Annotated in this window: 27 protein-coding genes and 2 tRNA genes; 13 read left to right on the forward strand and 16 right to left on the reverse strand. The window is 50.1% G+C overall.

What is annotated here, in order from left to right:
* Positions 1–121: 121 nt before the first annotated feature.
* From sufC to ACJY2G_RS19390, 5 genes are all read left to right on the forward strand, one after another.
* On the forward strand, positions 122–868 hold the full coding sequence (gene sufC / locus ACJY2G_RS19370) for a Fe-S cluster assembly ATPase SufC (protein WP_112287948.1): 747 nt from the start codon (positions 122–124) through the stop codon (positions 866–868).
* Positions 843–2,144 carry a Fe-S cluster assembly protein SufD gene (gene sufD / locus ACJY2G_RS19375; protein ID WP_120161789.1) on the forward strand — a complete coding sequence of 434 codons (1,302 nt, stop codon included), beginning with the start codon at positions 843–845 and terminating at the stop codon, positions 2,142–2,144. The genes sufC and sufD overlap by 26 nt, the downstream gene beginning before the upstream one ends.
* Entirely contained in the window at positions 2,144–3,364 is a 1,221-nt protein-coding gene (sufS, locus tag ACJY2G_RS19380) for a cysteine desulfurase SufS (protein WP_430319812.1), read from the forward strand. The genes sufD and sufS overlap by 1 nt, the downstream gene beginning before the upstream one ends.
* Before the next feature lie 28 nt (positions 3,365–3,392).
* A complete protein-coding gene (gene sufE / locus ACJY2G_RS19385) occupies positions 3,393–3,806 on the forward strand; it encodes a cysteine desulfuration protein SufE (RefSeq protein WP_129638559.1) in 414 nt (137 codons plus the stop codon).
* Positions 3,807–4,063: 257 nt separating this feature from the next.
* On the forward strand, positions 4,064–5,080 hold the full coding sequence (locus ACJY2G_RS19390) for a L,D-transpeptidase family protein (protein ID WP_120161792.1): 1,017 nt from the start codon (positions 4,064–4,066) through the stop codon (positions 5,078–5,080).
* 207 nt (positions 5,081–5,287) lie between these two features.
* Here the strand turns inward: ACJY2G_RS19390 and ACJY2G_RS19395 are convergent, their stop codons facing one another.
* The 5 genes from ACJY2G_RS19395 to ACJY2G_RS19415 all read right to left on the reverse strand — a co-directional run bounded on the left by ACJY2G_RS19395 (position 5,288) and on the right by ACJY2G_RS19415 (position 9,560).
* On the reverse strand, positions 5,288–5,524 hold the full coding sequence (locus ACJY2G_RS19395) for a major outer membrane lipoprotein (RefSeq protein WP_056773575.1): 237 nt from the start codon (positions 5,522–5,524) through the stop codon (positions 5,288–5,290).
* Positions 5,525–5,817: 293 nt separating this feature from the next.
* Positions 5,818–7,230 carry a pyruvate kinase PykF gene (gene pykF, locus ACJY2G_RS19400; RefSeq protein WP_112287943.1) on the reverse strand — a complete coding sequence of 471 codons (1,413 nt, stop codon included), beginning with the start codon at positions 7,228–7,230 and terminating at the stop codon, positions 5,818–5,820.
* A gap of 554 nt (positions 7,231–7,784) precedes the next feature.
* Positions 7,785–7,861: transfer RNA gene (locus ACJY2G_RS19405), tRNA-Val, on the reverse strand.
* 28 nt (positions 7,862–7,889) lie between these two features.
* Positions 7,890–7,966 (reverse strand) — tRNA-Val (locus ACJY2G_RS19410).
* 220 nt (positions 7,967–8,186) lie between these two features.
* Positions 8,187–9,560 carry an MATE family efflux transporter gene (locus ACJY2G_RS19415; protein ID WP_120161793.1) on the reverse strand — a complete coding sequence of 458 codons (1,374 nt, stop codon included), beginning with the start codon at positions 9,558–9,560 and terminating at the stop codon, positions 8,187–8,189.
* 255 nt (positions 9,561–9,815) lie between these two features.
* On the opposite strand from ACJY2G_RS19415, the gene ACJY2G_RS19420 reads away from it, so the two are divergent.
* Positions 9,816–10,469, forward strand: coding sequence for a riboflavin synthase subunit alpha (locus ACJY2G_RS19420; protein ID WP_430319811.1), 654 nt, complete (start codon positions 9,816–9,818; stop codon positions 10,467–10,469).
* Positions 10,470–10,567: 98 nt separating this feature from the next.
* On the opposite strand, the gene cfa is transcribed toward ACJY2G_RS19420, so the two are convergent.
* Together cfa and punC are read right to left on the reverse strand one after the other, a co-directional pair.
* A complete protein-coding gene (cfa, locus tag ACJY2G_RS19425; RefSeq protein ID WP_120161795.1) occupies positions 10,568–11,719 on the reverse strand; it encodes a cyclopropane fatty acyl phospholipid synthase in 1,152 nt (383 codons plus the stop codon).
* Between the two features lie 380 nt (positions 11,720–12,099).
* Complete coding sequence (gene punC / locus ACJY2G_RS19430; RefSeq protein ID WP_430319810.1) at positions 12,100–13,293, reverse strand: purine nucleoside transporter PunC; 1,194 nt, start codon at positions 13,291–13,293, stop codon at positions 12,100–12,102.
* Between the two features lie 136 nt (positions 13,294–13,429).
* On the opposite strand from punC, the gene punR reads away from it, so the two are divergent.
* Positions 13,430–14,335 (forward strand): DNA-binding transcriptional activator PunR, encoded by a 906-nt coding sequence (gene punR, locus ACJY2G_RS19435; protein WP_430319809.1) that lies wholly within the window; start codon positions 13,430–13,432, stop codon positions 14,333–14,335.
* Between the two features lie 50 nt (positions 14,336–14,385).
* Here the strand turns inward: punR and purR are convergent, their stop codons facing one another.
* Positions 14,386–15,411 (reverse strand): HTH-type transcriptional repressor PurR, encoded by a 1,026-nt coding sequence (gene purR / locus ACJY2G_RS19440; RefSeq protein WP_112287937.1) that lies wholly within the window; start codon positions 15,409–15,411, stop codon positions 14,386–14,388.
* A 334-nt stretch (positions 15,412–15,745) separates the two neighbouring features.
* On the opposite strand from purR, the gene cydH reads away from it, so the two are divergent.
* The gene (gene cydH / locus ACJY2G_RS19445; protein ID WP_122095584.1) at positions 15,746–15,835 is read left to right on the forward strand and encodes a cytochrome bd-I oxidase subunit CydH; all 90 of its coding nucleotides are present in this window, start codon (positions 15,746–15,748) and stop codon (positions 15,833–15,835) included.
* Between the two features lie 175 nt (positions 15,836–16,010).
* On the opposite strand, the gene ACJY2G_RS19450 is transcribed toward cydH, so the two are convergent.
* Positions 16,011–16,916, reverse strand: a complete 906-nt coding sequence (locus ACJY2G_RS19450; RefSeq protein ID WP_430319834.1) for a C40 family peptidase — start codon at positions 16,914–16,916, stop codon at positions 16,011–16,013.
* Positions 16,917–17,270: 354 nt separating this feature from the next.
* Between ACJY2G_RS19450 and ACJY2G_RS19455 the strand changes: the two genes are divergently transcribed.
* Entirely contained in the window at positions 17,271–17,399 is a 129-nt protein-coding gene (locus tag ACJY2G_RS19455) for a hypothetical protein (RefSeq protein WP_279630510.1), read from the forward strand.
* On the forward strand, positions 17,380–17,721 hold the full coding sequence (locus ACJY2G_RS19460) for a Grx4 family monothiol glutaredoxin (RefSeq protein WP_015697793.1): 342 nt from the start codon (positions 17,380–17,382) through the stop codon (positions 17,719–17,721). The genes ACJY2G_RS19455 and ACJY2G_RS19460 overlap by 20 nt, the downstream gene beginning before the upstream one ends.
* A gap of 95 nt (positions 17,722–17,816) precedes the next feature.
* Here the strand turns inward: ACJY2G_RS19460 and rnt are convergent, their stop codons facing one another.
* The 3 genes from rnt to ACJY2G_RS19475 all read right to left on the reverse strand — a co-directional run bounded on the left by rnt (position 17,817) and on the right by ACJY2G_RS19475 (position 20,292).
* On the reverse strand, positions 17,817–18,533 hold the full coding sequence (gene rnt / locus ACJY2G_RS19465) for a ribonuclease T (protein ID WP_430319808.1): 717 nt from the start codon (positions 18,531–18,533) through the stop codon (positions 17,817–17,819).
* Positions 18,534–18,624: 91 nt separating this feature from the next.
* On the reverse strand, positions 18,625–19,032 hold the full coding sequence (gene gloA / locus ACJY2G_RS19470) for a lactoylglutathione lyase (protein ID WP_112287933.1): 408 nt from the start codon (positions 19,030–19,032) through the stop codon (positions 18,625–18,627).
* A 162-nt stretch (positions 19,033–19,194) separates the two neighbouring features.
* On the reverse strand, positions 19,195–20,292 hold the full coding sequence (locus ACJY2G_RS19475) for an alkene reductase (protein WP_112288006.1): 1,098 nt from the start codon (positions 20,290–20,292) through the stop codon (positions 19,195–19,197).
* 193 nt (positions 20,293–20,485) lie between these two features.
* Here ACJY2G_RS19475 and ACJY2G_RS19480 point away from each other — a divergent pair, with 193 nt between their 5' ends.
* Positions 20,486–20,725, forward strand: coding sequence for a DUF1289 domain-containing protein (locus tag ACJY2G_RS19480; RefSeq protein ID WP_112287932.1), 240 nt, complete (start codon positions 20,486–20,488; stop codon positions 20,723–20,725).
* A gap of 129 nt (positions 20,726–20,854) precedes the next feature.
* Entirely contained in the window at positions 20,855–21,751 is an 897-nt protein-coding gene (locus ACJY2G_RS19485; protein ID WP_430319807.1) for an aldo/keto reductase, read from the forward strand.
* Positions 21,752–21,805: 54 nt separating this feature from the next.
* Here the strand turns inward: ACJY2G_RS19485 and ACJY2G_RS19490 are convergent, their stop codons facing one another.
* From ACJY2G_RS19490 to ACJY2G_RS19500, 3 genes are read right to left on the reverse strand one after another with little or no spacing between them, the layout of a single operon-like run.
* A complete protein-coding gene (locus ACJY2G_RS19490; protein WP_279919147.1) occupies positions 21,806–23,857 on the reverse strand; it encodes an FUSC family protein in 2,052 nt (683 codons plus the stop codon).
* A gap of 9 nt (positions 23,858–23,866) precedes the next feature.
* Positions 23,867–24,724: an efflux RND transporter periplasmic adaptor subunit gene (locus ACJY2G_RS19495; RefSeq protein WP_120161802.1), complete on the reverse strand. Its 858-nt coding sequence runs from the start codon at positions 24,722–24,724 to the stop codon at positions 23,867–23,869.
* 1 nt (position 24,725) lies between these two features.
* Positions 24,726–24,950, reverse strand: coding sequence for a DUF1656 domain-containing protein (locus tag ACJY2G_RS19500; protein WP_112288005.1), 225 nt, complete (start codon positions 24,948–24,950; stop codon positions 24,726–24,728).
* A 194-nt stretch (positions 24,951–25,144) separates the two neighbouring features.
* Here ACJY2G_RS19500 and slyA point away from each other — a divergent pair, with 194 nt between their 5' ends.
* Positions 25,145–25,579 (forward strand): transcriptional regulator SlyA, encoded by a 435-nt coding sequence (gene slyA / locus ACJY2G_RS19505; protein ID WP_112287928.1) that lies wholly within the window; start codon positions 25,145–25,147, stop codon positions 25,577–25,579.
* A gap of 116 nt (positions 25,580–25,695) precedes the next feature.
* Here the strand turns inward: slyA and ACJY2G_RS19510 are convergent, their stop codons facing one another.
* Positions 25,696–26,166 carry a glycine zipper 2TM domain-containing protein gene (locus tag ACJY2G_RS19510; RefSeq protein WP_112287927.1) on the reverse strand — a complete coding sequence of 157 codons (471 nt, stop codon included), beginning with the start codon at positions 26,164–26,166 and terminating at the stop codon, positions 25,696–25,698.
* Between the last annotated feature and the right edge of the window lie 297 nt (positions 26,167–26,463).

The raw sequence follows: 26,463 nt of genomic DNA on the forward strand, positions 1-26,463 counted from the left end.
CGCCGACGTTTTTTCCTCCCGGTGTAGCGTGGTGTGACGTCAGCACCGGGCAGGTTTTAGTTCAGCACAGTCAAAGCATAAACAGAATTAAGAGCGCGCAGGCGCAAACTCAAGGATACGTATGTTAAGCATTAAGAATTTGAAGGTCCGTGTCGAAGAAAAGGAAATTCTGAAAGGCCTTGATCTGGAGATCAAACCGGGTGAAGTACACGCCATCATGGGCCCGAACGGCTCAGGTAAAAGTACGCTCTCCGCGACACTGGCTGGCCGCGAAGATTACGAAGTCACCGACGGCTCCGTAATCTTCAACGGTAAAGATTTGCTGGAACTCGCTCCGGAAGACCGCGCTGGTGAAGGCGTCTTTATGGCTTTCCAGTATCCGGTGGAAATTCCCGGTGTGACTAACCATTTCTTCCTGCAAACTGCGGTAAATGCTGTGCGTAAATACCGCGGACAGGAACCGATGGACCGTTTTGACTTCGCTGATTTCATCGAAGAAAAAATCGAAATGCTGAAAATGCCTGCTGATTTGCTGACCCGTTCAGTGAACGTTGGCTTCTCCGGCGGTGAGAAAAAGCGTAACGACATTCTGCAAATGGCAGCCCTTGAGCCAAACCTGTGCATCCTGGATGAAACCGACTCCGGTCTGGATATCGATGCCCTGAAAATCGTTTCTGACGGTGTTAACACACTGCGTGACGGCAAACGTTCATTCGTTATCGTGACCCACTACCAGCGTATCCTCGACTACATCAAGCCTGACTACGTGCACGTTCTGTATCAGGGCCGCATTGTTAAATCCGGCGATTTCACCTTGGTTAAACAGTTAGAGGAGCAGGGTTATGGCTGGCTTACCGACGAAGAGTAATGCACCTGCGGCGGGCAGTTCGCACGCCATGCAGCAGCTTTACCGTCTTTTTGAAAGCCGTGGCGGTGAACAATCCACTCACGCTCATGCACACTGGCAACAGGTGCTGCGCCTGGGTTTCCCGCACGCAAAACTGGAAGACTGGAAGTACACTCCGGTCTCTTCACTGCTGGGTAATCAGTTCTTTGCTCCGCAGCAACAGGCACTGACTGTTGAACAGGTTAAATCGCTGGCGCTGCCAGTGGATTGCTACCGTCTGGTATTCATTGATGGCCGTTTCGATGCGGATCTCAGTGATTCTGATACCGGTGCTTTTGAAATTGAAAAACTGAGCCCGGCGGCGCAACAGACGTTGCCTGATCCGATTCAGTCAGAAGTGTTTTTGCACCTGACCGAAAGCCTGGCGCAAGATTCCCTATCTGTACGTTTGCCCGCGGGCAAGCAGGCCGAGAAGCCGCTGTATCTTTTACATCTGAGCAGCGGTCGTGACCAGTCACGCGAAATGAACACCGTACATCATCGCTATCATCTGGCGATTGAGGGCGGTGCGAATGCAGAAGTGATCGAACATTATCTCAGCCTGAACGATCACGGCCATTTCACCGGAGCACGTATGACGGTGAATGTGGGCGATAATGCCGATTTCACGCATTACAAACTGGCCTTTGAAAGTCAGGCAAGTTTCCACTTCTCGCATAACGATCTGGTTATCGGTCGCGATGCACGTGTTGCCAGCCATAGCTTCCTGCTGGGAGCGGGTCTGACCCGTAATAACACCAGTGCTCAGCTTAACGGTGAAAACAGCGAGCTCAACATTAACAGCCTGGTTCTGCCGGTTGATTCTGAGATTGCTGATACCCGTACTTATCTGGAACACAACAAAGGTTATTGCAACAGCAACCAGTTGCATAAAGTGATCGTGAACGATCGTGCTAAAGCGATTTTCAACGGCATGATCAAAGTGGCGCAGCACGCACTGAAAACCGACGGCAAAATGACCAACAACAACTTGTTGCTGGGCAAACACACTGAGGTTGATACCAAACCGCAGCTGGAAATTTATGCCGATGATGTGAAGTGCAGCCACGGTGCTACTGTGGGTCGTATCGACGACGAACAGCTTTTCTATCTGCGTACCCGTGGGATCAGCGGTCAGGATGCACAGCAAATGATCATCTTTGCTTTTGCCGCTGAACTGACGGAAGCCATTGAGAATGAAACCCTGCGTGAAGTCGTCATTGCCCGTATTGCAGGCCGGCTAAATCGAGGTAAGTAATGAGTTTTCCACTGGAAAGAGTACGTAGCGATTTCCCTGTGCTGAGCCGTGAAGTTAACGGCCAGCCGCTGGCCTACCTTGACAGCGCGGCCAGCGCACAGAAACCGCGTCAGGTCATTCAACGTGAAATGTCTTTCTTCGAGCAAGGTTATGCTGCGGTTCACCGCGGCATTCATACCATGAGCGCGGAAGCCACCGAGCAGATGGAAAACGTCCGCACGCAGGCCGCACAATTCATGAATGCTGCGTCGGCAGAAGAAATTGTCTTCGTGAAAGGTTCCACGGAAGCCATTAACCTGGTCGCCAATACCTGGGGGCGTGAGTTTTTACAGCCCGGCGACCATATCATTCTGACCGAAATGGAACACCACGCGAACATCGTGCCATGGCAGATGCTGGCGAAAGAACGTGATCTGCATATTGATGTCTGGCACCTGACGCCGCAGGGAGAGCTGGATTTATCGCAGCTTGTATCGCTGATCACGCCGCGCACTAAATTGCTGACGCTGGCGCATGTTTCTAACGTGCTGGGCACCGTTAACCCGATCGAAAAAATCATTCCTCAGGCGAAAGCAGCAGGGCTGACCGTTCTGGTGGATGGCGCGCAGGCGGTGATGCATCACGCGGTTGACGTTCAGGCGCTGGGTTGTGATTTCTATGTCTGGTCCGGGCACAAACTTTACGGACCTACCGGTATCGGCATTCTGTACGGTCGCAAAGCGTTGCTGGATCAAATGCCACCGTGGGAAGGCGGCGGCTCAATGATCAAGCATGTCAGTCTGACCGAAGGGACGACCTTTGCCGCGGCTCCGTGGCGCTTTGAAGCGGGTACCCCAAATACCGGCGGTATCATGGGGCTGGGCGCCGCCATTGAATATGTGACTGAACTGGGTCTGGAGAATATCCACGCTTATGAACAGGAACTGATGGCTTACGCGCTGAAAGCGATGGAGCAGGTGCCGGATATTCAGATTTATGGCCCGGCGACGCGTGCAGGAGTGATTGCGTTCAATCTGGGTAAACACCACGCCTATGATGTCGGCAGCTTCCTTGATCAATACGGTATTGCCATTCGCACCGGTCATCACTGTGCGATGCCGTTAATGTCCTTCTACGGTGTACCGGCTATGTGCCGCGCATCGCTCGCGATGTACAATACCCGTGAAGAAGTCGACCGACTGGTCGCAGGACTGCAACGTATTCACCGGCTGTTGGGGTAATCCCGCCAGCCTTGATCAGGATGTTGTTATGGCTTTGCCCGATAAAAATAAGTTAGTCAAAAACTTTTCCCGGTGCCCGAACTGGGAAGAGAAGTATCTGTACGTGATCGAACTGGGTGGCCAGTTACCGGCTTTGGCGGAAGAACATCGTCAGGATAAAAACCTGATTTCCGGTTGCCAGAGCCAGGTATGGATTGTGATGCGTACTGATGAAAACGGTGCGCTGACCTTTGAGGGTGACAGTGATGCTGCCATCGTGAAAGGTCTGGTGGCGATCGTGTTCAGCCTGTATCAGGGTCTGACTCCGCGTGATGTGGTAGAGCTGGATGTGCGTCCGTTCTTCACGGAGCTGGAACTGAGCCAGCATCTGACGCCTTCACGCTCGCAAGGGTTAGAAGCGATGATCCGCTCGATTCGTGCTAAGGCTGCTGAGCTGTCTTAAATCAGCCCCGCAGTGCTGCTTTGCTCATTAGGAATTGTCTGCTAATGAGCAAAGCAAATTCTCCGTTCTGCCTTTCGCAATTCGTTTTTAGTCTGATTTTTCAATTCACTATCTTTGCCATTTTCGCCTGACTCTCTTTCGGTAACTTTCTGATTTTCTGTGGTTTGATTGCCACAAGATTCTGCGCTGCTAGTATTACCAGACGAGATAATGTCTTGCCTCAGATTGTCTGAGCGCAGGCCGAAAAAGGACTGAGTATGAGACGCGCATTACCCCTTCTGGCAATGTTAGTTGGCACGTTTATGGCAACGCATTCCATGACCGCAAGTGCAGCAGAATACCCTTTGCCGCCGGATAATAGCCGCCTGATTGGCGAAAACACGACTTATGTGGTGCCGAATGACGGCAAACCACTGGAAGACGTGGCAGCGAAATACCAGATTGGCCTGATCGCCATGCTGGAAGCCAATCCCGGCACGGATCCTTATCTGCCGAAAGCGGGAACCGTACTGACTATCCCTTCACAAATGCTGTTACCTGACACGAAACGTGAAGGTATCGTGGTGAATCTGGCAGAACTGCGTCTGTACTACTATCCGAAAGGCGAGGATAAAGTCATCGTCTATCCGATTGGTATTGGCCAGCTGGGTCGTAACACGCCGGAAATGGTCACCTCAGTCAGCCAGAAAATCCCTAACCCTACGTGGACGCCGACGGCCAACATCCGCAAAGCGTATCTGAAAGACGGCATTACGTTGCCGGGAATGGTACCTGCTGGTCCGGATAACCCGATGGGACTTTTTGCGATGCGTCTGTCGGCCGGAACAGGGCAGTATCTGATCCACGGTACCAATGCCAACTTTGGTATTGGTATGCGCGTGAGTTCCGGCTGTATTCGTCTGCGTCCGGACGATATCGAAGCGCTGTTTAACTCAGTTCCTAAAGGGACCCGCGTGCAGATTGTGAATCAGCCAATCAAGTATGACGTGGAGCCCGACGGTAAGCGTTATATCGAAGTGCATCAACCTTTATCGCACACCGAAAAGGATGACCCGCAGACCAAACCGATTCCGCTGACTGCAGCAATGAAGAAATTCATCAGGAACGATGAGACTAATGCTGCAATGGTGAAAGAGGCGATTACCCGCCGCTCAGGTATGCCTGTCGTGGTGAGTGTGGGTGATAAGGCAACAGATACGCCACCACCTGTTAATGAGCCGCAGACGGCAGCCTCGGCACAACAATCTGACGTGACAACCGCAAGCACGCAGTAAACGTTACAGAAACGTGTCAGAAATGATTTTCACTGAAGGAGCTATCATGGCTCCTTTTTTTATGTCAGTCGTTCAGGCGTGCCATAGAGAGTGTTTTACGAATGAGTGTTGATGAAGGTTAGGTGCGTTGAAAGAAGGTAGGGGAGGACAAATCGCAGGCAAAAAAAATGGCGCACTGAGTGCGCCATTGAACTAGAGAAGTAAATATTACTTCTTGTAAGCGTGAGCTTGGTTGTCAAGACGTTGGTTAGCGCGAGCTGCATCGTCTTTAGCTGCTTGAACGTCAGAACGCATTGCGTTCACGTCGTTGCTCAGTTGGTCAACTTTAGAGTTCAGAGTAGAAACGTCTGAAGACAGTTGGTCGATTTTAGCATTGCTTGAACAACCAGCCAGCATAGTTGAAGCCAGGATTACAGCGCCCAGTACCAGTTTAGTGCGATTCATTATAAAACCCTCTAGATTAAGTTAATCTCCATGTAGCGTTACAAGTATTACACAAACTATTTTCTAATGAGAATAATTTTTTGTCGGTAAACGCTATATTTTGATCGTTCGCTCAAAGAAGCATCTTTTTTTTCGAAAAAGTTAAAAATTGCAGCGAAAACAGCTGTATTCCATGGGACTTATCCCAATTTTGCTACGACCGCTTTTCGCACTTTTTATGAAACAAGATACTTTTTGAATAAATAAACGCCACTTTTCGCGGCGTTCATTAATGCTCCTGGTCACGTTTTTAATTAAACAACATGCACCGATGAAGTATTTGTTGTGCCGCTCTGAACCAGTGCGCCAGAAACCATCACTACGATGTCGCCTTTCTGAGCCAGACCACTTTCGATAGCGGCTTCTTTACCGATACGGTAGAAATCATCAGTAGAGGCAATTTCTTTCACCAACTGAGTCACAACACCTTTGGTCAGGATTAACTGACGTGCTGTGATTTCATTGGTGGTCAGAGCCAGGATAGTGGCATGCGGGAAGTATTTACGCACAGCTTTAGCAGATTTACCACCGCTGGTTGCAACAACGATAAGTGGCGCATCCAGTTTCTCAGCAGTTTCTACCGCACCGCGGCAAACGGCTTCAGTAATACGCAGTTTGCGGTTGTCGTTCTGACCATCAATGCGGCTTTGCATTACGCGGTCAGTACGGTCACAAATGGTGGCCATGATAGTCACAGCTTCCAGCGGGTATTTACCTTTCGCACTTTCACCAGACAGCATGACAGCATCGGTGCCGTCGATGATGGCGTTAGCCACGTCGCCTGCTTCAGCGCGGGTAGGGCGTGGGTTTTTGATCATGGAATCGAGCATTTGCGTAGCGGTGATAACCACTTTGCGGGCGCGGTTACATTTCTCAATCATCATCTTCTGCGCAAAGATAACTTCTTCAACCGGGATCTCAACGCCCAGGTCGCCACGGGCAACCATGATGCCATCAGAAGCTTCGAGGATTTCGTCGAAGTTGTTCAGGCCTTCCTGGTTTTCAATTTTGGAGATGATCTGGATGTGCTCGCCACCGTGTGCTTTCAGGTGTTCGCGGATTTCCAGAACGTCAGAACGTTTACGGATGAAGGAAGCCGCGACGAAGTCAACGCCTTGCTCACAACCGAAGATCAGATCACGTTTGTCTTTTTCTGCCAGCGCTGGCAGGGCGATAGAAACGCCTGGCAGGTTAACGCCTTTGTTCTCGCCCAGGTCGCCGTTGTTCAGCACTTTACAGGTCACTTCGGTTTCAGTGACGTTAGTCACTTCCATACCGATCAGGCCGTCATCGACCAGAATGGTATTGCCGATTTTCAGGTCAGCTGCGAAGCCCTGATAGGTCACAGCCACGCGCTGGGTGTTACCGATAACGCTTTGATCAGTGGTGAAGGTATAAGTCTGACCCGCAACCAGAGAAGCGTCTTTGCCGCCTTCCAGTTTCATGGTGCGGATTTCAGGACCTTTGGTGTCCAGCAGAATTGCCGCTTTGTGACCGGTCTTCGCCATCACGTTGCGGATATTTTGGATGCGCTGACCGTGCTCTTCATAATCACCGTGGGAGAAGTTCAGACGCATAACGTTCATGCCTGCATCAAGCAGTTTGGTCAGCATTTCTTCGGATTCGGTTTTCGGGCCGATGGTACAAACAATTTTGGTCTTTTTCATGACGATTTTATCTACAAGTTGTGATGGAATGGAAAAGTGTTTGCCTGACAGCAGAGCTGCCCGCGCGGAATTGAGATGGTGCCTGGTTGAATCAAATCATTACTAAGCGTAGAAGACTGTGAAAGGAATGGTGTAGTAAGTTCAGCCAAAGCATAGCGATTTGTGCGATTTATCATCGCTACTGGAGTAGTCACGCTTTTATTAGGGCGATATCGACAGATCAAGGGGCTGAAACCATTCAATCGAAGAGACGATGCGTATTATAGAGGGGAACGGGGTGGGAAACCAAATAAAAAACGTGATGTTGCGCAAGCTTAGGAGAGATATCGGAACGTTGTTTTGAATTCAACCAATGCGGGCAGCGTATCAGTCAGCAGGTCACAACATTTTTTTCACCGCGCGATCGCAAATGACACAAGTAACAAATAATCGTAAAAAAATACAAACAGATGTCGTTGAAGAGCACTGAAGAACATCAGGCAGAACGGTTCTGGGATTTTAGTATTGGGAAGCGAATCAGGTTTACATCAGAGAGGCAAGAGAGAACGTTGCTTTGGTGCGTCCGAGTGGACTCGAACCACCGACCCCCACCATGTCAAGGTGGTGCTCTAACCAACTGAGCTACGGACGCACATCATGCAACGGTACTGCGAGAAAATTGGTGCGTCCGAGTGGACTCGAACCACCGACCCCCACCATGTCAAGGTGGTGCTCTAACCAACTGAGCTACGGACGCATCGTTTTTCTGTCTGTCAGCCAGTGTTGGCGACGGGGACGAATATTAACGACCTCTCTGAACACTGGCAAGGGAAAAAAGACATTTTCCTGTCATATTGTGCGTGACTGTCGAGCTAATGCGCATTGCGTTGTTTTTTTAGGCATAACGGCCACTATGCAGACCCTAAACACCACGCGCTTCCAGGTGAAAATTTCAGCGCGTGGGTGAGAGCAGAGGATCAGCGACCGGCTTTTTGCAAAATAGTGTAGGACGGTTGCTTCTGCAACCAGCGCATGCGCAGGGTCATCATTAGCGCCGCAAAGGTCAGTCCCAGAATAAATCCGCACCAGAAACCACTTGGTCCCATTCTCGGCACCAGCAAATCGGTAAGGCCCAGCATGTATCCGACCGGCAGTCCCAGCACCCAGTAGGCGATGAACGTGATATAGAAGATAGAGCGTGTATCTTTATAGCCACGCAAAATACCGCTGCCAATCACCTGGATGGCGTCTGAAATCTGGAACAACGCCGCAAAAATCAACAGGTGCGAGGCCAGCATCACCACTTCGGGACTGTCGTTATACAGCGCGGCAATGTGTTCACGGAACAAAATTGCCGTCGTCGCGGTACAACAGGCCATGAGAATACCGGTGACGATACTGGTATAAGCGGCGACTTTCGCACCTTCAACGGAAGATTCCCCAAGCTTTGAACCCACCCGAATCGTCGCTGCCACACCGAGTGAAAGCGGTACGACAAACATTAGTGAGCCGACGTTAAGGGCTATCTGATGGCTGGCCACGGCCACGATACCCAGCGGAGAAACCAGCAGGGCCACGATAGCAAACAGCGTGACTTCGAAGAATAATGCCAGTGCAATCGGCAGGCCGAGTTGTGACAGACGACGTAGTGTCGCCCAGTCGGGTTTGGCAAAACGCGAAACAGGCTGAGTGTCACGCAGGGCACGGTTATGACGGACATAAAATCGCATCATAAAGAACATTACCCAGTAGACGGTTCCCGTGGCGACGCCGCAGCCGACACCGCCAAGGGCAGGCGCGCCGAATTTACCGTAGATGAAAATATAGTTAACGGGAATATTCACCAGTAAACCGATAAAGCCAAATACCATCCCCGGCTTGGTTTTGGACAAGCCTTCGCACTGGTCGCGCAGCACCTGGAAGAACAAGTAACCAGGTGCGCCCCACATGATGGCATGCAAATAACCGACAGCCTTTTCTTTCAGCTCCGGGTCAATATTGTGCATCAGGCCGAGGATATGGTCGCAGTGATAGAGTACGGCGATGACCAGCACGGACACGCCGGAGGCCAGCCAGAATCCCTGCTGAACCTGATGACCAATTTTGTCACGACGACCGGCACCGTTTAAATGCGCGATGGTTGGCGTCAGGGACAGTAACAAACCATGTCCGAATAAGATCGCGGGCAACCAGATGGAGGTCCCGACGGCGACGGCGGCCATGTCCGTGGCACTGACCGAACCGGCCATTATGGTGTCGACAACGCCCATGGAAGTCTGAGCGATTTGCGCAAGGATGACCGGAATGGCAAGCGCTAATAAAATCCGCGCCTCTGCAAGGTACTTCTGCACAGATACACCTTTTTTTGTTGATTATATTGAATAAAAAACGCCACGAAGGGTGGCCATAAAGAGTGGGAAATAGTCCGAAGATTGTACATTGTCGGTATTTTTAAGCAAACAAAGCTGTTAACGAGCGGTTAAATAATGAAATGAAAGCAGACCGTGCTATTTCTGCCCGTGAGGATTTGGCTTTCCATTAAATCTGCGGCAAACTGACAACAGTGTCGTTTTTAATACAACAGACTTATGAATTGAGGAAAGGCTATGTTTACCGGAATTATTCAAGGAACCGGAACCGTCGTATCGATCGACGAAAAACCTAATTTCAGAACCCACGTTGTTCGCATGCCGGAAGATATGCTCGACAATCTGCAACTGGGTGCTTCTGTTTCTCATAATGGCTGCTGCCTGACGGTGACAGAGGTCAATGGTGACCTGGTCAGCTTCGACCTGATCAAAGAAACGCTTCGTCTGACCAATTTGGATGATCTCAACGTCGGCGACTCTGTGAATCTGGAACGTGCTGCGCGTTTCAATGATGAAATCGGCGGCCATCTGATGTCGGGACATATTATTTGTACCGCGGAAGTGGCGAAGATTTTGACATCTGAAAATAACCGGCAGATCTGGTTCCGTATGCCACATGAAGATCTGATGAAGTATGTATTACATAAAGGTTATATCGGCATTGATGGTATTAGTCTGACCGTCGGCGAAGTTACCCGTACTCGTTTCTGCGTACATTTAATTCCGGAAACGTTGCAACGTACCACGCTGGGGACTAAACGTCTGGGAGATAAAATCAATATCGAAATCGACCCGCAGACTCAGGCCATTGTCGATACGGTCGAACGCGTTCTGGCCAGCCGTGAAGCTGCAATTGCTACCGCGCAAGCCATGATCGAGAAGTCTGAATAACATCATTTTCAGCCAAATATTTTCCAGAGACTGCAAATAAGAAAAACCGGACTTTCAGGTCCGGTTTTTTTATGTCGTTTAGTTGCTGTTAATGAGGGTTAACGTGGAACGCGCATTCCGCCGTCAACGCCTTCAGGACTGAATACCACTTGCCAGAGCTGAATATCACGAGCCCTGAATGCCCCTGCACAGGCATTGAGATAATACGTGAACATGCGGTGGAAACGATCGCCATATTTTTCTGCCAGTTCAGGCCAGTGTTTCTGGAAACGTTCATGCCACGCCATCAGGGTACGGTCATAATCCGCGCCAATATTGTGCCAGTCTTCCATTACAAACAAAGATTCGCTGGTTTGCGCAATTTGCTGAACTGAAGGCAGGCAGCCGTTAGGGAAGATATATTTATCAATCCACGGGTCGACGTTAAGATCTGTTTTGTTAGAACCAATAGTGTGCAGCAGGAAAATGCCGTCAGGTTTGATATTACGTTTGGCGACATTAAAGTAAGTCTGATAATTCTTCGGACCGACATGTTCGAACATCCCGACCGACACAATCCGGTCAAACTGATCGTTGAGGTCACGGTAATCCTGTAAAAGGATCGTGACATCCAGTCCTTCACATCTTTTTTGCGCGAGTTTTTGTTGTTCTGCGGAAATAGTGACACCTACAACGCTGACACCATAATTACGCGCTGCAAACTCTGACAATCCACCCCAGCCGCAACCAATATCGAGCAAACGCTGCCCCGGTTTTAATTGCAGTTTATCGCAGATCATTTTGAGTTTGGCTTCCTGCGCTTCTTCCAGCGTTGTTGCTTCTTTCCAGTAGCCACAGGAATATTGCATATACGGGTCGAGCATCAGCGTGAATAAATCGTTGCCCAAATCATAATGCTCTTTGCCGACAATCCATGCACGTTTACGCGATTGCAAATTGGTAAGGCGTGCCGCGGCTACCCGCAGAGTGTCTTTAAAATGGTGGGGGAGTTTATTTTCCAAACCTGCACGGAGAACACGCTGGAAAAAAATATCAAGGCGGTCGCATTCCCACCAACCATCCATATAGCTTTCACCCAGACCCAGAGAACCTTCCTGTAAAACACGCTTAAAAAAGTCAGTGTTTTTTACTTTAAGGTCGAAAGGGCGATTACCATTTACCTGGATGTCTGCCATCGCCAGCATTTCACTGGCTATCCGATACCACTGATTATCCTGAATGCTTAGGTCTTCTATACACGATGAACTCATAGCTTCTCCATCACTTTCTCTTCTGACTTATTAACCTGCCGGGAAAAGCAAAGGCTATTTTTTGCAGGTCTTTATGAGAACAGACGACTAGCGCCTCGTCCGATATCCGACACCAACAGAGGAAATTTAGAAGAACGCCTGCGGGCACAAGTCACGCAGGAAAATCATCCTTGAAAAACGTACCAGAAAAAATAGTGTGACGCATTCCGCGCGTCCGGTTTAAGTATGTAATAAAAGTTTTGTAAAAATGCTATTTTATTGGGTTTTGTTGAGTATAGGCTCGCCGGCAGGCATTCTCAATAGTTAATCGTCACGAATGAAAATGACCAGTAAGTGATTGTAACTTATGGTCATTATAACGATTAACTTTCAAGGCTTACTCAGGCTTCCTGCTCCGACTTTTGCTCTGTATATTGCGGATTTTTGTGCCGCACAGACATCCACCGGCCCAAAACTACCAACAATAGTGTAGACAGCATGGTGGTGACTGTCGCTATTAATGGTTGCGCAATAAATGCGGAAACCAGCAAACTGGCGAGGAAACACAATCCCAATTGCAGGGTATTTTGCAACGCAGCCGCTTTCCCTGTATTAGCAGGAAATGGCATTAATGCATTTGCCACAACAATTGGATAGATTGCGCCATTCACCAAAGCCATGAAACAGAACGGGATCAACAAGCTCACCAACCCGGCATCAGTGAACATGGCAACACAGAACAGACCCGCAACACTCAGACCATATCCTGTCAGCAGCCAGGGTAAAATTTTATTCCCATCTACCTTACTGATAAGCAACCGGCAGCCGAAACCACCGAGCAGGAAAGCGATGGTCTGCGGAACATAGCTCAGGCCAATCACGCCCGGCGAATAACCCATATCACTCAGAATAAACGGCGAACCTGTCAGCCAGGCAAAGAAACCGGCGGAACAGGCAGCGTAAATCATGACATTACCGCTGTAAACGCGCGACTTCAGCAACGTGCCAAAGCCCGCTTTTTCGTCAGATTTGTGTTCTGCCGGCTTATTTTCCCGCAGCGTGAAGGTGGCGATAAGCAACAGGGCGGCGACCGCAGTCAGCAGGGCAAATATCGCTTCCCAGTCAAAATGATTGAGCACCCAGGCGCCAAGCAAAGGAGCCAGCGCCGGCGAAAGTGCCACTAAAGGCATAATGCTGGCGAAGGTTTTTTTAGCGACATCCGCTGAAAAACGGTCCACCACGATTGCCTGCCAGGTCACTGCGGCGGCACAGACGCCCATGGCCTGTAAGAAACGCAGCGCCAGAAGGGCGCGCACGTTCTCGACCCAAATCACGCCCAGGCAGCCGACGGCAAACAGTGTCAGGCCCAGCAGTAAAACCGGTTTGCGGCCAATGCGGTCTGACAGCGGTCCCCACAGCAATTGTCCGATGGCGAATCCGCCGAGAAAAATACTCAGGCTGGCGCTGATCATTCCCGGACTGGTCATCAGGCTAATTTGCATTGCGCTGAACGCAGGAAGGTACATATCTGTGGCTAAAAAGCCGAGCATGCTCAGGCCAGCCAGATAGAGCATAAATCCAAAGGAGGGTTTCATTATTATCTCGTTAATTTATTTATTGCAGATGATTTGATGCAGGGATCTGTTCGGAGGCAGATTTTAACGCTTTGATAACAGCGTTGTGAAACGTTAATATTTGCACTCTGCTATCAAAAATATTGAAGGCTAAAATATGTGGTCAGAATACGCTCTGGAAGTCGTTGATGCGGTGGCAAGAACCGGAAGCTTCAGTGCGGCGGCACAGGAACTACATCGGGTCCCTTCTGCCATCAGCTACACCGTTCGTCAGCTCGAACAATGGCTGGCGGTGCCCTTGTTTGAACGTCGACACCGCGACGTCGTTTTAACGCCAGCGGGCAAAGTTTTCGTGGATGAAGCGCGGGTTCTGATAAAAAAAATGATAGCTACAAGACGCCAATGTCAGCAGGTTGCCAACGGCTGGCGGGGCGAGTTACGTATTGCTGTCGACAGAATTGTTAAACCGGCAAGAACCCGGCGACTGGTGCTGGATTTCTATCGTCATTTTCCTGATACGGAGCTGATTATTCATTCCGAAGTGTTTAATGGTGTGTGGGACGCACTGGTTGACGGACGTGCTGATGTGGCAATCGGTGCGACGCGGGCGATACCGGTTGGTGGTCGTTTCAGTTTTCGCGACATGGGGTTTATGGACTGGCACTGCGTGGTCAGCCCGCAGCATCCGCTGGCGCAGTTACCGGGTGCGCTCAGTGATGACCAGCTCAGGCCTTATCCCGCATTGTGTCTTGAAGATACCTCGCGGACGTTGCCTAAGCGTGATACCTGGACACTCGATAACCAGCGGCGTCTGGTTGTGCCGGACTGGACCTGCGCGCTTGAATGTCTGAGTGAAGGTTTATGTGTGGGAATGATGCCGGTACATCGCGTGAGCCATCGCATTGAGCAGCAGACATTGCAGGTTCTGGCGCTGGAGAATACCTTCCCTGACAGCCCGTGTTGCCTCACGTGGGACCAGAGTAATCCGTCACCTTCACTGGCGTGGTTGCTGGAATATATGGGTGATACAGAAACGATGAACCGTGAATGGTTGCGGGACTGAGAAATAAAACGCCTGCAAAAGCAGGCGTTATAAAAGATTAAAGGCAAACATTAACGGCGATAGTCGCGGTACGGGCCATCGGCCACCGAACGACGCTCAACCAGTTTCGGATGCACCTCGATGGTCTGTGATTCTTCACGTTTGCTGACGATGCGGTCGAGTAACATAGTAAAGGCCATCTCACCCAACCGTTCTTTCGGCTGATGCACGGTCGTCAGTGCCGGAGAGAAGTACCGCGCATTACGCACGTTATCGTAACCAATCACCGAAATATCTTGCGGGACGCGCAATCCGAGTTCATCAGCGGCGCAAATTGCGCCCATCGCCATGACATCACCCCCGCAGAAGACGGCGGTGGGGCGTTGTTTCTGCATCAGAATCTTATGCATCGCCTGATAACCTGACTCCGGCTCGAAATCGCCCTGAACCACCCATTCTTCGCGAAGCGGGATATTGGCTTCCGTCAGCGCTTTGACAAAACCCTGGAAACGACCGCCGCCGGTGTTACGCGCGAGTTGTCCCGGGATTACGCCAATATCACGATGCCCGCGTTCGATCAGATAGCGTCCGGCCATATATCCGCCTTCGAAAGCATTGTCGATAATGCTGTCGGTGAAGTTTTTACGCGCTTCGCCCCAGTCCATCACCACCATAGGAATCGAACGATACTCTTCAAGCATATTGAGTAATTCATCAGGGTATTCCGCGCACATGACCAGCAGACCATCGACGCGTTTTTGCGCCAGCATTTGCAGATAGGCCTGTTGTTTTTCCAGATTGTTGTGCGAGTTACACAAGATCAGCGTATAGCCTTTGGAGAAGCAGCTGTTCTCTACGGCTTCAATCACCTCGGCGAAATAGGGCGCTTCACTGGAGGTTGCCAGCAGACCAATTGTCTTGGTGTTATTCACTTTAAGACTACGGGCTACGGCGCTCGGCGAATAATGTAGCTCTTTAATGGCAAGCAGCACTGCTTCCCTGGTTTCTTCGGCGACGAAACGTGTTTTATTGATGACGTGCGACACGGTTGTAGTGGAAACGCCAGCGCGCTTTGCGACATCTTTAATCGTTGCCATGTAAAGAATGACTCCTGAACTTCCGTGCTTCAGCACGTTAGCATTATGTTAATCGTTTGCTTGCGCTGATTACACTGCGGACATCTAAAAGGGCAGTGTAATCATTGGGTGGATTCTTCAGAATGAGGCGTGAAATGCTCTCGGGTGAAATCGACCGGCACACAGGCGTGTTAACCGACAATTTTCTCTTATAATGCATGAAAGTGGAAGTAAAATTGTCATGTTCACATTTTCATTCAGCAGAAGATTTTAAAAGTGAATTATGCGAAAATGCGTTGGCACACATTTAGTGTGGCTAAAAGAAACGCCACAACTTGATCCGAAAGGGGGTTTGATGGACAGCAACCTGAAATTATCGTTGATCACCACGGTATGCGCTTTGCTCATGATTATCGCTTTCAGCTTCACGGCAGTGATGAACTAATCTGGCACTAAGACAGTAGTGAGACGCAACAAAAAAGGGCGATACCTTTCACAGGAATCGCCCTTTTCAATTTTACGCAGTGACCGTTACCGCCGATACTCTTCCCTGCAGAAACTCTTCGTTAAGTGCTATTCAATGGCTGATTAGCGAAACTTCAGACTTAACGAATTGTTTATTATCGGATTGTTTGTGGGGTCATCACCCGACGTGCGCCAACATAGTGGTCTTGCCAGTAATCATCGCCCAGTGAGGTGATTTTGATGTCTTCACCGGTTCTTGGCGACTGAATGAATTTGCCGTTGCCAACATAAACACCCACATGATCCGCTGCGCCGCGGTTGTTGATTCTGAAGAACACCAGATCACCGCTTTCAAGTTCGCCACGTTTCACCGGCGCTGCATCGCGCAGGTGGTACATCTCGTTTGCCGTGCGCGGCATTTTAATGCGGATCAAATCTTTATAAGCGTAATAGACCAGACCGCTGCAATCAAAACCGGTATTCGGAGAAGTTCCTCCCCAGCGATAAGGTTTGCCGACCTGGTGCATCAGCTTAGTCATCGCCGTTTGTTGTGCGTGCTGATAGCGTTTTTTATGTGTCGCACTCAGCGTAATAGGTTTGGTGTCTTCTTCGCGTAATTTTTTACCTTTACGGTGTCGGCCATACGCTTCTTTCTTGCTGATTTTTTCACTGCTTTTTTTGGCAAGCGCTCGTGATTTAGTGGCTTTATCTGTCTTTTTCTCGGCCCGCGTTGTCCTGAGTGTTTTTTCTTTTTTGCTTTCGGCCCGGGTCGTTTTTACGCTTTTCTCAGAAGTTGTCTTGCGTTTGACCAGTTCGGTGCTGCTGACCTTCTTCGATTTTGATGCTTTTTCCTGAGTCTTTTTCTCTGTCACCGGTGCGACTTTTGTTTTTTTACTGGTTTTCGCCGCCACTGTCTTTCGCTTTCGCCGTTCTTCCGGCGTCAGGGAATTAACATGACTCTTTCGCTGATCGGCAGAGACGCGGGTCTGTGGCGACGCATGAGCCATATTAAGAAACAGCTGGGTAAAGAGCAGCACAAAAAGCGTGAACAGTAAGCGCATAGCTTCGTTACCATGAGTGGTTGGGTTAAACATCAGGGATGTCAGAGTATTGCCTAAAAGAACCCGACAAAAAAGCACGAATTGACTCGATTCTAGATCATATTGTGAGAAAAAGTTAATAGCTTTTTTTATGTCGAAATATCCGCCATTTTTAGTCAAAAAAATAACCATTTTTCATCAGGTTAATATTTGAGATAAAGAATGCGATTTGGCAAATCTGACATTATCGTCGAACGGCAAAAATGTTATTCTCGATGAATCTTTAAATATGTGATGTTCAGCGCAGCCGCCAAAAATTGTTTAATAAAATGCCAGTATTGAGAAAGACCCCACAAAAAATGGCGTTTTTATCTGATGGCTGGCGTCGTTACAATAGAAAGTATTGTGTTTGCGCACCGTTTTTGGGTGCCGCGCGTGATGAGTAATGACCGTGACAGCCTGTACCGGCTTGAGGAAGCAAGAAATGACTACTCCAACTATTGAAAAAATTCAGAAGCAAGTATCTGAAAACCCGATCCTGCTTTACATGAAAGGTTCTCCAAAGCTGCCAAGCTGCGGTTTTTCCGCTCAGGCTGTTCAGGCGCTTTCAGCCTGTGGCGAACGTTTTGCTTATGTTGATATTTTGCAGAACCCGGATATCCGCGCAGAAATGCCAAAGTTTGCTAACTGGCCAACTTTCCCGCAGTTGTGGGTTGATGGCGAACTGGTCGGCGGTTGTGACATCGTGGTTGAGATGTTCCAGCGCGGCGAACTGCAGCAGCTGATTAAAGAAACTGCTGAAAAATACAAATCTTCTGAAGAGTAATTCTAAGAAGGCCGCCGTCCTTTGAGGAGGGTGAAAACAAAAAGAGCGACATTGCGTCGCTCTTTTTTATGTCTGGATCCAGCCAGCCGTGCGGATTACTGCTGATTTTCCTGCTGCACGGTTTCGTCTTCCGCTTCTTCTGCGGTCAGGGGCAACGGCCAGCCGCCAAGACGCTTCCAGCGGTTCACCAGCTCACAGAACAGCTCAGCAGTGCGTTCTGTGTCATACAGTGCAGAGTGAGCCTGACTGCTGTCAAACACCATTCCCGCGCTGATACAGGCTTTTGCCAGCACCGTTTGCCCGAGCACCAGTCCGCTTAACGCCGCAGTATCAAATGTGGCGAAAGGGTGGAACGGGTTACGTTTCAGCCCGGCGCGCTCGGCTGCCGCCATCAGAAAACTGTGATCGAAGTTGGCGTTATGCGCCACGATGATTGCGCGGTTACAGTTTTGCTCTTTCATCCCTTTGCGGATGACTTTAAAAATCTCGTGCAGGGCTTCATATTCACTGACTGCGCCGCGCAACGGGTTGGTCGGATCGATACCGTTAAACGCCAGCGCTTCCGGCACCAGTACCGAACCTTCAAAAGGTTCTACGTGGAAATGCACGGTCTCATCGCTTTGCAGCCAGCCGTCCTCATCCATCTTCAATGTGATTGCTGCAATTTCCAGCAGCGCATCGGTTTGGGCATTAAATCCGGCAGTTTCAACATCAATGACTACCGGATAAAAACCACGAAAACGGCCTCTCAGGGCGTTAATGTCACTATTCTCGGCCATTAGTTTCTTATCTTCATCGAATTCAGCGCGCATTATGACAAATTTTGCCGTCCGTTGCAGGGCTGCGGCAAAAATTGGGCAATAAAAAAGGGCGCATTTGCGCCCCTTTCAACATTCAAGGGGATCAGTTGCCCAGACCCTGGCCCGCATGTTTGGATTCGATAAGCTCGATTTTGTAACCGTCCGGATCTTCAACGAAGGCGATAATGGTGGAGCCGCCTTTAACCGGACCGGCTTCACGGGTCACTTTGCCACCCGCATTGCGGATGTCATCACAGGTTTGTGCCACGTTATCGACACCCAGAGCGATGTGCCCGTAAGCGGTGCCGATGTCGTAGCTGTCAACGCCCCAGTTGTAGGTCAGTTCAATGACTGCGCCTTCGCTTTCATCGGTGTAACCGACGAATGCCAGGGAGTATTTGTATTCGGTGTTTTCGCTGGTGCGCAGCAGGCGCATGCCTAACACATCGGTATAGAAGCTGATTGCGCGTTGCAGATCGCCAACACGAAGCATGGTATGGAGTAAACGCATAGGTTCCTCTTTATTTGCAGGATGAGAATTATCGGTTCAAGCCTAACTGATAGAGACCATTTTGTCTGTAAAACGACGCTCAGTTGCTGAAGGCCTGACCAAAAAAAGCAGCAGAAGGAGGGCCTCTTCTGCTGCAAGGATGGTGTTACTCTTTTTTAATCATTACAACGTCGGGTAGTCGGTATAACCCTGAGCACCGCCGCCGTAGAAGGTTTCTGGTTGTGGATCGTTAAGCGGAGCGTGGGATCTCAGGCGTTCAACCAGATCCGGGTTAGCGATATAGCTGCGACCGAAAGCCACGGCGTCGATGTAACCTTTTTCGATAAGTTCTTCGCCTTTCTCAGCGGTATAAGCGCCGGCCCCGACAATCACGCCCTGATAATGAGCGCGGATCACCGCACGGAATTCAGCCGAGTAAGGTTTACCGCCTGCCCAGTCAGGTTCAGAAATATGCAGATAAGCGAGTTTACGTTTGTTCAGCTCATCCAGCAGATAGATAGCTGCCTGCTCCTGATCTTCACCGTTATCCAGCCCGTTAAACGGACCCATTGGTGAAATACGGATACCCACACGGTCTGCGCCGATAGCGCCGATAGCGGCATCGACCACTTCCAGCGTCAGGCGGGTACGGTTTTCAATGCTGCCGCCGTATTCGTCTTCACGCAGGTTAGATGCCGGAGACATGAACTGGTGCAACAGGTAACCGTGCGCCGCATGCAGCTCAATGTAATCAAAACCAGCCTCTGCAGAACATTCTGCCGCGTGGCGGAAATCGTTGATGATCCCCGGGATTTCGCTCAGTTCAAGCGCGCGCGGTGTCGGGCAATCGACACGAATGGCGTGGCCTTGCTCATCGCGCAGGCTGGTGCGGGTTTCAGGATTCACAGCAGAAGGCGCAACCGGCGTCTGGTTATCCGGCTGAACGCTGTTATGAGAAATTCGGCCCGTGTGCCAAAGCTGAACCGCAATGTGGCCATTTTTCTGATGCACACCTGCGACGATTTTTTTCCACGCAGCCACTTGTTCTGGCGTGTGCAGACCCGGCGCACCGGCATAGCCTTTCGCCTGGAAGGAAACCTGAGTAGCTTCGGTAATGATCAGGCCGGAACTGTGGCGCTGCGCGTAATATTCGCCCATCAGCGGGGTAGGGATGTCACCCGGTTCGATGCTGCGCAGGCGGGTAAGGGGCGCCATAAAAACACGGTTAGGCAATGTATTTTTGCCGACAACAATGGGGGTGAAAAGCTTGGTCATTTCAATAACTCCGGATTTAATGGACTGATCGTTATGGCATTAAGGAACATAATTCCCGCTACACGATCGTTTCGCAATGCCTCTTTCTATCGTATCTGGCCTCTGCCTGACTACGCGCCCTGTGCCTTTTTGCAGATCCTCTTGCAGGATGAACAGAAAACGTCTTGAATAAAAGTTCACCGTTATTTACGGAGGACGCGTGGCCCAGCAACTTGAGTTTTTCGAAATCCCCAGTCCGTGCCGTGGCATATGTCAGGCCGATGAACGCGGTTATTGTCGCGGTTGCCTGCGCAGCCGTGAGGAACGTTTCGGCTGGATGAAAATGACGGATACGGAAAAGCGCCATGTTCTGCGGTTATGCCAGCAGCGTCTTTTACGTCAGCAGCGGGCCGGAAAGCAACCCGACGAACCTTTGCCGGAACAACCGGAATTGTTCTGATTTTTCATCCCGGCCGCCAGCGTCGTGACGGCTGTCTGCTTCTTTGTAATTCTTACGCCCCGCATCAATACAGCGCCGCAGGCGTTGTGTATTCTGTCGGTCGAAAATCAAAAACTTAAGGGATTCAAAATGGAAGCGCGTACCCTGATTTCTCCTCAAGGCCCAGTATTCTCAAAATTGATTTGCGGTTACTGGCGTCTGATGGAATGGAACATGACGCCGCAACAGATTCTGGCCTTCATGGAACAGCATATTGAGCTGGGCATCACCACGGCCGATCATGCGGATATTTACGGAGATTATCAGTGCGAAGCCGCGTTCGGCGAGGCTCTGCGACTCAAGCCTTCCCTTCGCGAAAAAATGCAACTGGTCAGTAAATGTGGCATAGCAACACGGGCCAATCCTGATAACAAAATCGGTCACTACATTACAGATACAAAGTACATCGTGGAACGTGCCGAGAAATCGCTAAGTAATCTGCATACCGATTATCTGGATTTGCTGCTGATCCATCGCCCGGATCCGCTGATGGATGCCGATGAAGTGGCTGAGGCATTCACGCAACTGCATAAAAGCGGCAAAGTAAAACATTTCGGCGTTTCTAACTTTACTCCGGCTCAGTTCAGCCTGTTGCAGTCACGCCTGCCGTTCCAGCTGGCGACGAATCAGGTGGAAATTTCCCCGATCCATCAGCCGGCGATCCTCGATGGCACCTTAGATCTCTGCCAGCAATTGCGTATTAAGCCGATGGCGTGGTCCTGCCTGGGTGGCGGTCGTTTGTTCAGCGACGCAGAGTTCCAGCCGCTGCGCGACGAACTTCAGGCGGTGGCAAACGAAATCGGTGCCGATACGATCGAACAGGTGGTTTACGCCTGGGTGATGCGTCTGCCATCTCAGCCTCTGCCGATTATCGGTTCGGGTAAAATTGAACGTGTGAAATCAGCCTGTAAATCATTGTCACTGGACATGACCCGTCAGCAATGGTTCCGCATTCGTAAAGCTGCTCTGGGCTACGACGTTCCTTAATCGCTTCTGCTTCAGGCTGCATATCCGCAGCCTGAAGCATTAAGCACAGAAAGGTCAGGCAGGTTTGGTGGCAGTGACCACCGGCGCTGCAGGACCCTCATCCGAAGAAATGGCTTGCTGCAATTGAGAAAGCGAGCAATAGAGACGCCAGATTACCCCTGCAAGTTCCCGCGCCGCCGGTTCAGGGTGATGCGCCAGTGAATTGCTCATCCGCAGTAGCTCCGTCAGCGTAGCATCCAGATTTTCGTGGCTGACCCCGCGTTCTGTCATGACGCCTTTCAGGCAATGAATACACACGTCACGCACCGCGGAAAGTGGATCCGAACGGGTTTCCCATTCACGTAACTGCCAGACAATGTGGCTGCAATTGAGCAGCACTACGCCCCAGCGCAGCAGCCAGGTGCGGGAGAGCTGATCTTTACTTTGACTGAGCTGATTCATCCGGTGGTAAATCAGCGATTCAAACTGGAAATGGCTTAGCGAAGGTTTGCGGCTGAGCTGATCCATAAAATCACGGCGCAGGGCGCGGATGATGCGGCGACTTTTACGTTTATCCGAACTTGGCCTCAGGACCTGAAACGCGATACCCGCCAGCATCACACCGGCAATCTTGGCCACGCCGTCGTTCATAAATGACTGATAGTCGAAATCCGGCGGGTTAGTGACCGCTAAAAACGATCCCATGAAGACAATCATTTGTCCCCACAAACCGGCGTAACGTTTGTACTGCAATTTCATCATCTGCATCGTGACCAGCATCGGCAGGAAGAAAGCGCAGAATACCCAAAAGTTGTCGATCTGAACCATCAGCCCGAACTTGAGCAGAAAACAGCCGACAAACAGTAAGCCCAGCGATTTAATTAACAGAGTGACGCTGCTGATAGGGGAGGCCGTCGAAGAATAAAGCACGCAACTGACAGCGGTCAGCGCCACCGCACCCGCGCCTGAATCCCACTGTGTGCTCATCCAGAAAGCGCAGCCAATCACAATACACAAAAAGGTGCGCAGTCCGTTATACGCGGCTTCCAGCGTGTCGGTGTGTTGCGCCAGATGGCTGATTTTGGGCGGCTGGAGTGTTTCAGCTTCCGCCACATTGGCGTTTTCCACACGGCGCAGCCAGCGTTCACTGCGCAGATACAGCCAGCAAAAGTCACGTAACCGCTGCCAGAATGCCTGATGACGAAAATCCGAGGTGTCATGAGGTTTAATATGCTGGAGAATTTTCGACAGTTTGTATTTATCAGTATCGGGCTTGCGCAATTCATCAAGCAAAACGCTCAGCACTTCAGTCAGGTTTTCCGGCGGAGTCGGCCAGTTAAGCAACATGCGGCGCAAGCTGGAAATATAACTGGTCATGCGCAACTGCTGATGAAGCAGATAATTGAGCACATTATTCTGACGACGCAGGCGGTAATGGCTCCAGACGGCCTGAATGCGTAACAGATTCATGGTCAGAATCTGCCCGATCAATCCTTCGTGCGAGGTGCGGATCTGGTCGGAGATTTCTGTGCGCCATAACAGCTGCGCATGTTCCAGTAACTGGGTATGCATTTTACGCAATGAGGTGAGCAGTGCGTCGCCGTCCGAGGTGCTGGGCAGCACCATCATCATAAAACCACCGCACAAAATACCGGTGACGACTTCTCCCACACGAGCCTGAGCGATATCAAAAATCTGCGTCGGATCTGTGACGTCTACCGTTGAGAACGCAATGATGGCTGCTGTATATCCCGCCAGAGCAAACGCGTAAGAAACGTTGTTCTGATAATGATTGGAGACATAAGTACAAATCCCCAGCCAGGCCGCGATGGCGAAAGTGAACAGCCACGGCTCGTTCAGACAATGTCCGGCAATAAATACCGCGCCCATGGCACCCAGCAAGCTGCCAATAATCCTGCCGATACTTTTACTGATGACGCCGCCCACGGTCGGGAAACTGACCACGGCGGCGGACGTCAGCGCCCAGTAAGGTTCGTCCATCTGGAATTCAAACGCGATATACAGCGCGAGTATCATCGCAATGGAGTTGCGCAAGGCATACCGCCATTGGCCGCCGGTGGCTTTTCCCCACGGGGTGTTTTTCCATTCGAGCCAGGAAAGATTCACGACGAAACCTTAATTACGCACGGAAATCGTACAGGTCGTTCCGGCCACCAGAACAACATGCTCTGGTACATTTTCAAGCTTAATTCTCACCGGTATTCTCTGCGCAAGACGAACCCAGGGTACATTCGGTTTTACGTTCATCAGTAAATCTTCCTGGGTATCCAGGCTCTGGTCATAAATCGCACGGCCAATACTTTCGACGCGACCCTGCAACGGAATATTGCCGTTAAAGAGGGTAATATCCGCCATATTTCCTTCGCGAATATTTTTGAGTTTGGTTTCTTCGAAATATCCGAGAACATAAAACGAATGGATATCCACCAGCCCGACCAGCGGCGTACCGGTGGTAGCATAGTTGCCTCTGCGGGTTTGCAGATTGGTGATATAACCGTCAGTCGGCGCGACAATAGTGGTTTTGCTCAGATTCCACTTCGCCTGTTCTAATGACGCCTGCGCAGCCTGATATTGTGCCTGCATCGCTTTGGCGCTGATATTTGATTCATCTAAGGATTCAGCGGAAATAACGTTGGTGCCGAGGCCGCGACGTCGTTGGGCTTCATGATTGGCTTTGGCTAAATCAGCTGCCGCTTTCGCCACTTCAGCTTCGGCATTAGCGACGGCGATTTTAAACGGCACAGGATCGAGACTGAACAGGGGATCGCCACTTTTAACAAACTGATTGTCGTGGATATTTATTGCTGTGATCCGCCCGGAGACTTCCGGTGTGATATCCACAATTTCGGCGCGTACTTTGCCATCCCGCGTCCACGGCGACTGCATATAATAATTCCACATCCACCAACCGGCGCAAATTGCGACGGCGAAAACCAGCACTGTCGAGAAATATTTGAGGGTCTTGAATTTCATTTCAGAGGTTCACCATAAGTATCAGTGCGGCACAAATAGAGATAACGAAAAGAGATAAATCCATCAGGGTGGGATGCCAGACTTCACCAGAATAAATCCAGTCGCGCAGCAGTCGGTGTATCAGAAGCCAGAATACCAGCCCCAGTAAAAGCGCTTTGAACATCGGGGGGAAATAAAGTGAGGCACCCAGGACCAGATCCGGTAGCGGGAAGCCTGAGTGAAACATTTGCGCATTCACAATATTAATCTCTGCCGGTGATTGTGTTATAAACAAGATTAAATCTGAAAGCGGAGATTCCGCTCCCGGATGCAATAGTACCTACCATTATATATAGAATTGTAATTTCTCGATTAAAGTTCCTAAAACTAAGCTAAACTCTGGGGAGTTATCTTAGCATGCTAATTATAAGGAGGGGATAATTGGAATCGAATCTGGGGTCAGATCTAGCACGATTAGTTCGTGCCTGGCGTGCGTTGATTGACGATCGGTTAAAGCCGTTGGAACTCACGCAAACACACTGGGTAACACTGCACAATATCAACATGTTGCCTCCGGAGCAGTCTCAAATTCAGCTGGCAAAAGCCATCGGAATTGAGCAGCCGTCTCTGGTGCGTACACTGGATCAACTGGAAGAAAAGAAACTGATTACCCGTCAGACTTGTGCGAGCGATCGCCGTGCTAAGCGCATCAAGCTGACTGAAGAAGCCGCGCCAATCATTAATGAAATGGAGTCGGTTATCGATTCCACGCGCAAAGAAATTTTGTCTGGCATGTCTTCTTCAGAAATCGAACAACTGGGCGGGATGTTATCCCGGCTGGAAAAAAATATTGCTGCATTGCAAAGCAAATCATAAGAACAGGTTTTTATCTATTTTTGTCACACAGCGTCATATTTGCTCTACACAAAAAAAACCGAAGCCAGTGGCTTCGGTTTTTTGTTTGCGCTTCAGTTATTTGCCAGCAGTATGCATCAGGCGCTTGGGGAAACGGTAATGGTGCTGCCGCTGCTCGCCATGCTGACACGCTGACCTACGCTGAATTTGGTCGCGCCAGCTTTCTGGACAACCTGAATAGTTGTGCCGTCATCACGACGAATTTGCAGTTCTACACCGTTAGAACGGTTAAGAGAACTCTGCACGCCCTGACCTGCGACGCCACCGGCAACTGCGCCTGCAGCCGTTGCCAGACTACGACCCGTACCGCCGCCAACCGTGTTACCCAGGAAACCACCCAGAACTGCACCACCGAGTGCGCCGACGATGTTTGAATCATCGCCGCCCTGGATTTGTACCGCACGTGTAGAAACGATAGTCCCGTAGGTCACTTGTTGAATTTGTTTCGCCTGAGACGAGGAGTAAACGTCGCCAGACAGTGAGTTATCGCTGACGCAGCCAGTAAGAGAAATGCCAGCAAGTGCGACGACGAGTAAACGCTTAATCATAAATAGCTCCTTTTTTATGCTGCTGTACGGCTTTCAGACTAGCCACAACAACAGAGAAAAAACAGTACACAGTTCAACATCAGTGTCGAGGGTGGTCGTATACCATAGTTACTTCACTTTCTCCAAGTATACAGGAGGCGTGTTCAACTAATAATAAACGCAGGTTTAAGTTTTAGACAGCAGTGAGTGCGATCAAATATCTTCACCCTGAATGTTGTTATTGGCCGATTTATCGCCAGTCTGTTTTTAAAAAATAAAATTCTTAACAAGAAAAACACGAAGCCATCACAGGGTGTA

Origin of the sequence: Rahnella sp. ATs2 (assembly GCF_051851855.1) — a bacterium.
Lineage (GTDB): Bacteria > Pseudomonadota > Gammaproteobacteria > Enterobacterales > Enterobacteriaceae > Rahnella > Rahnella variigena.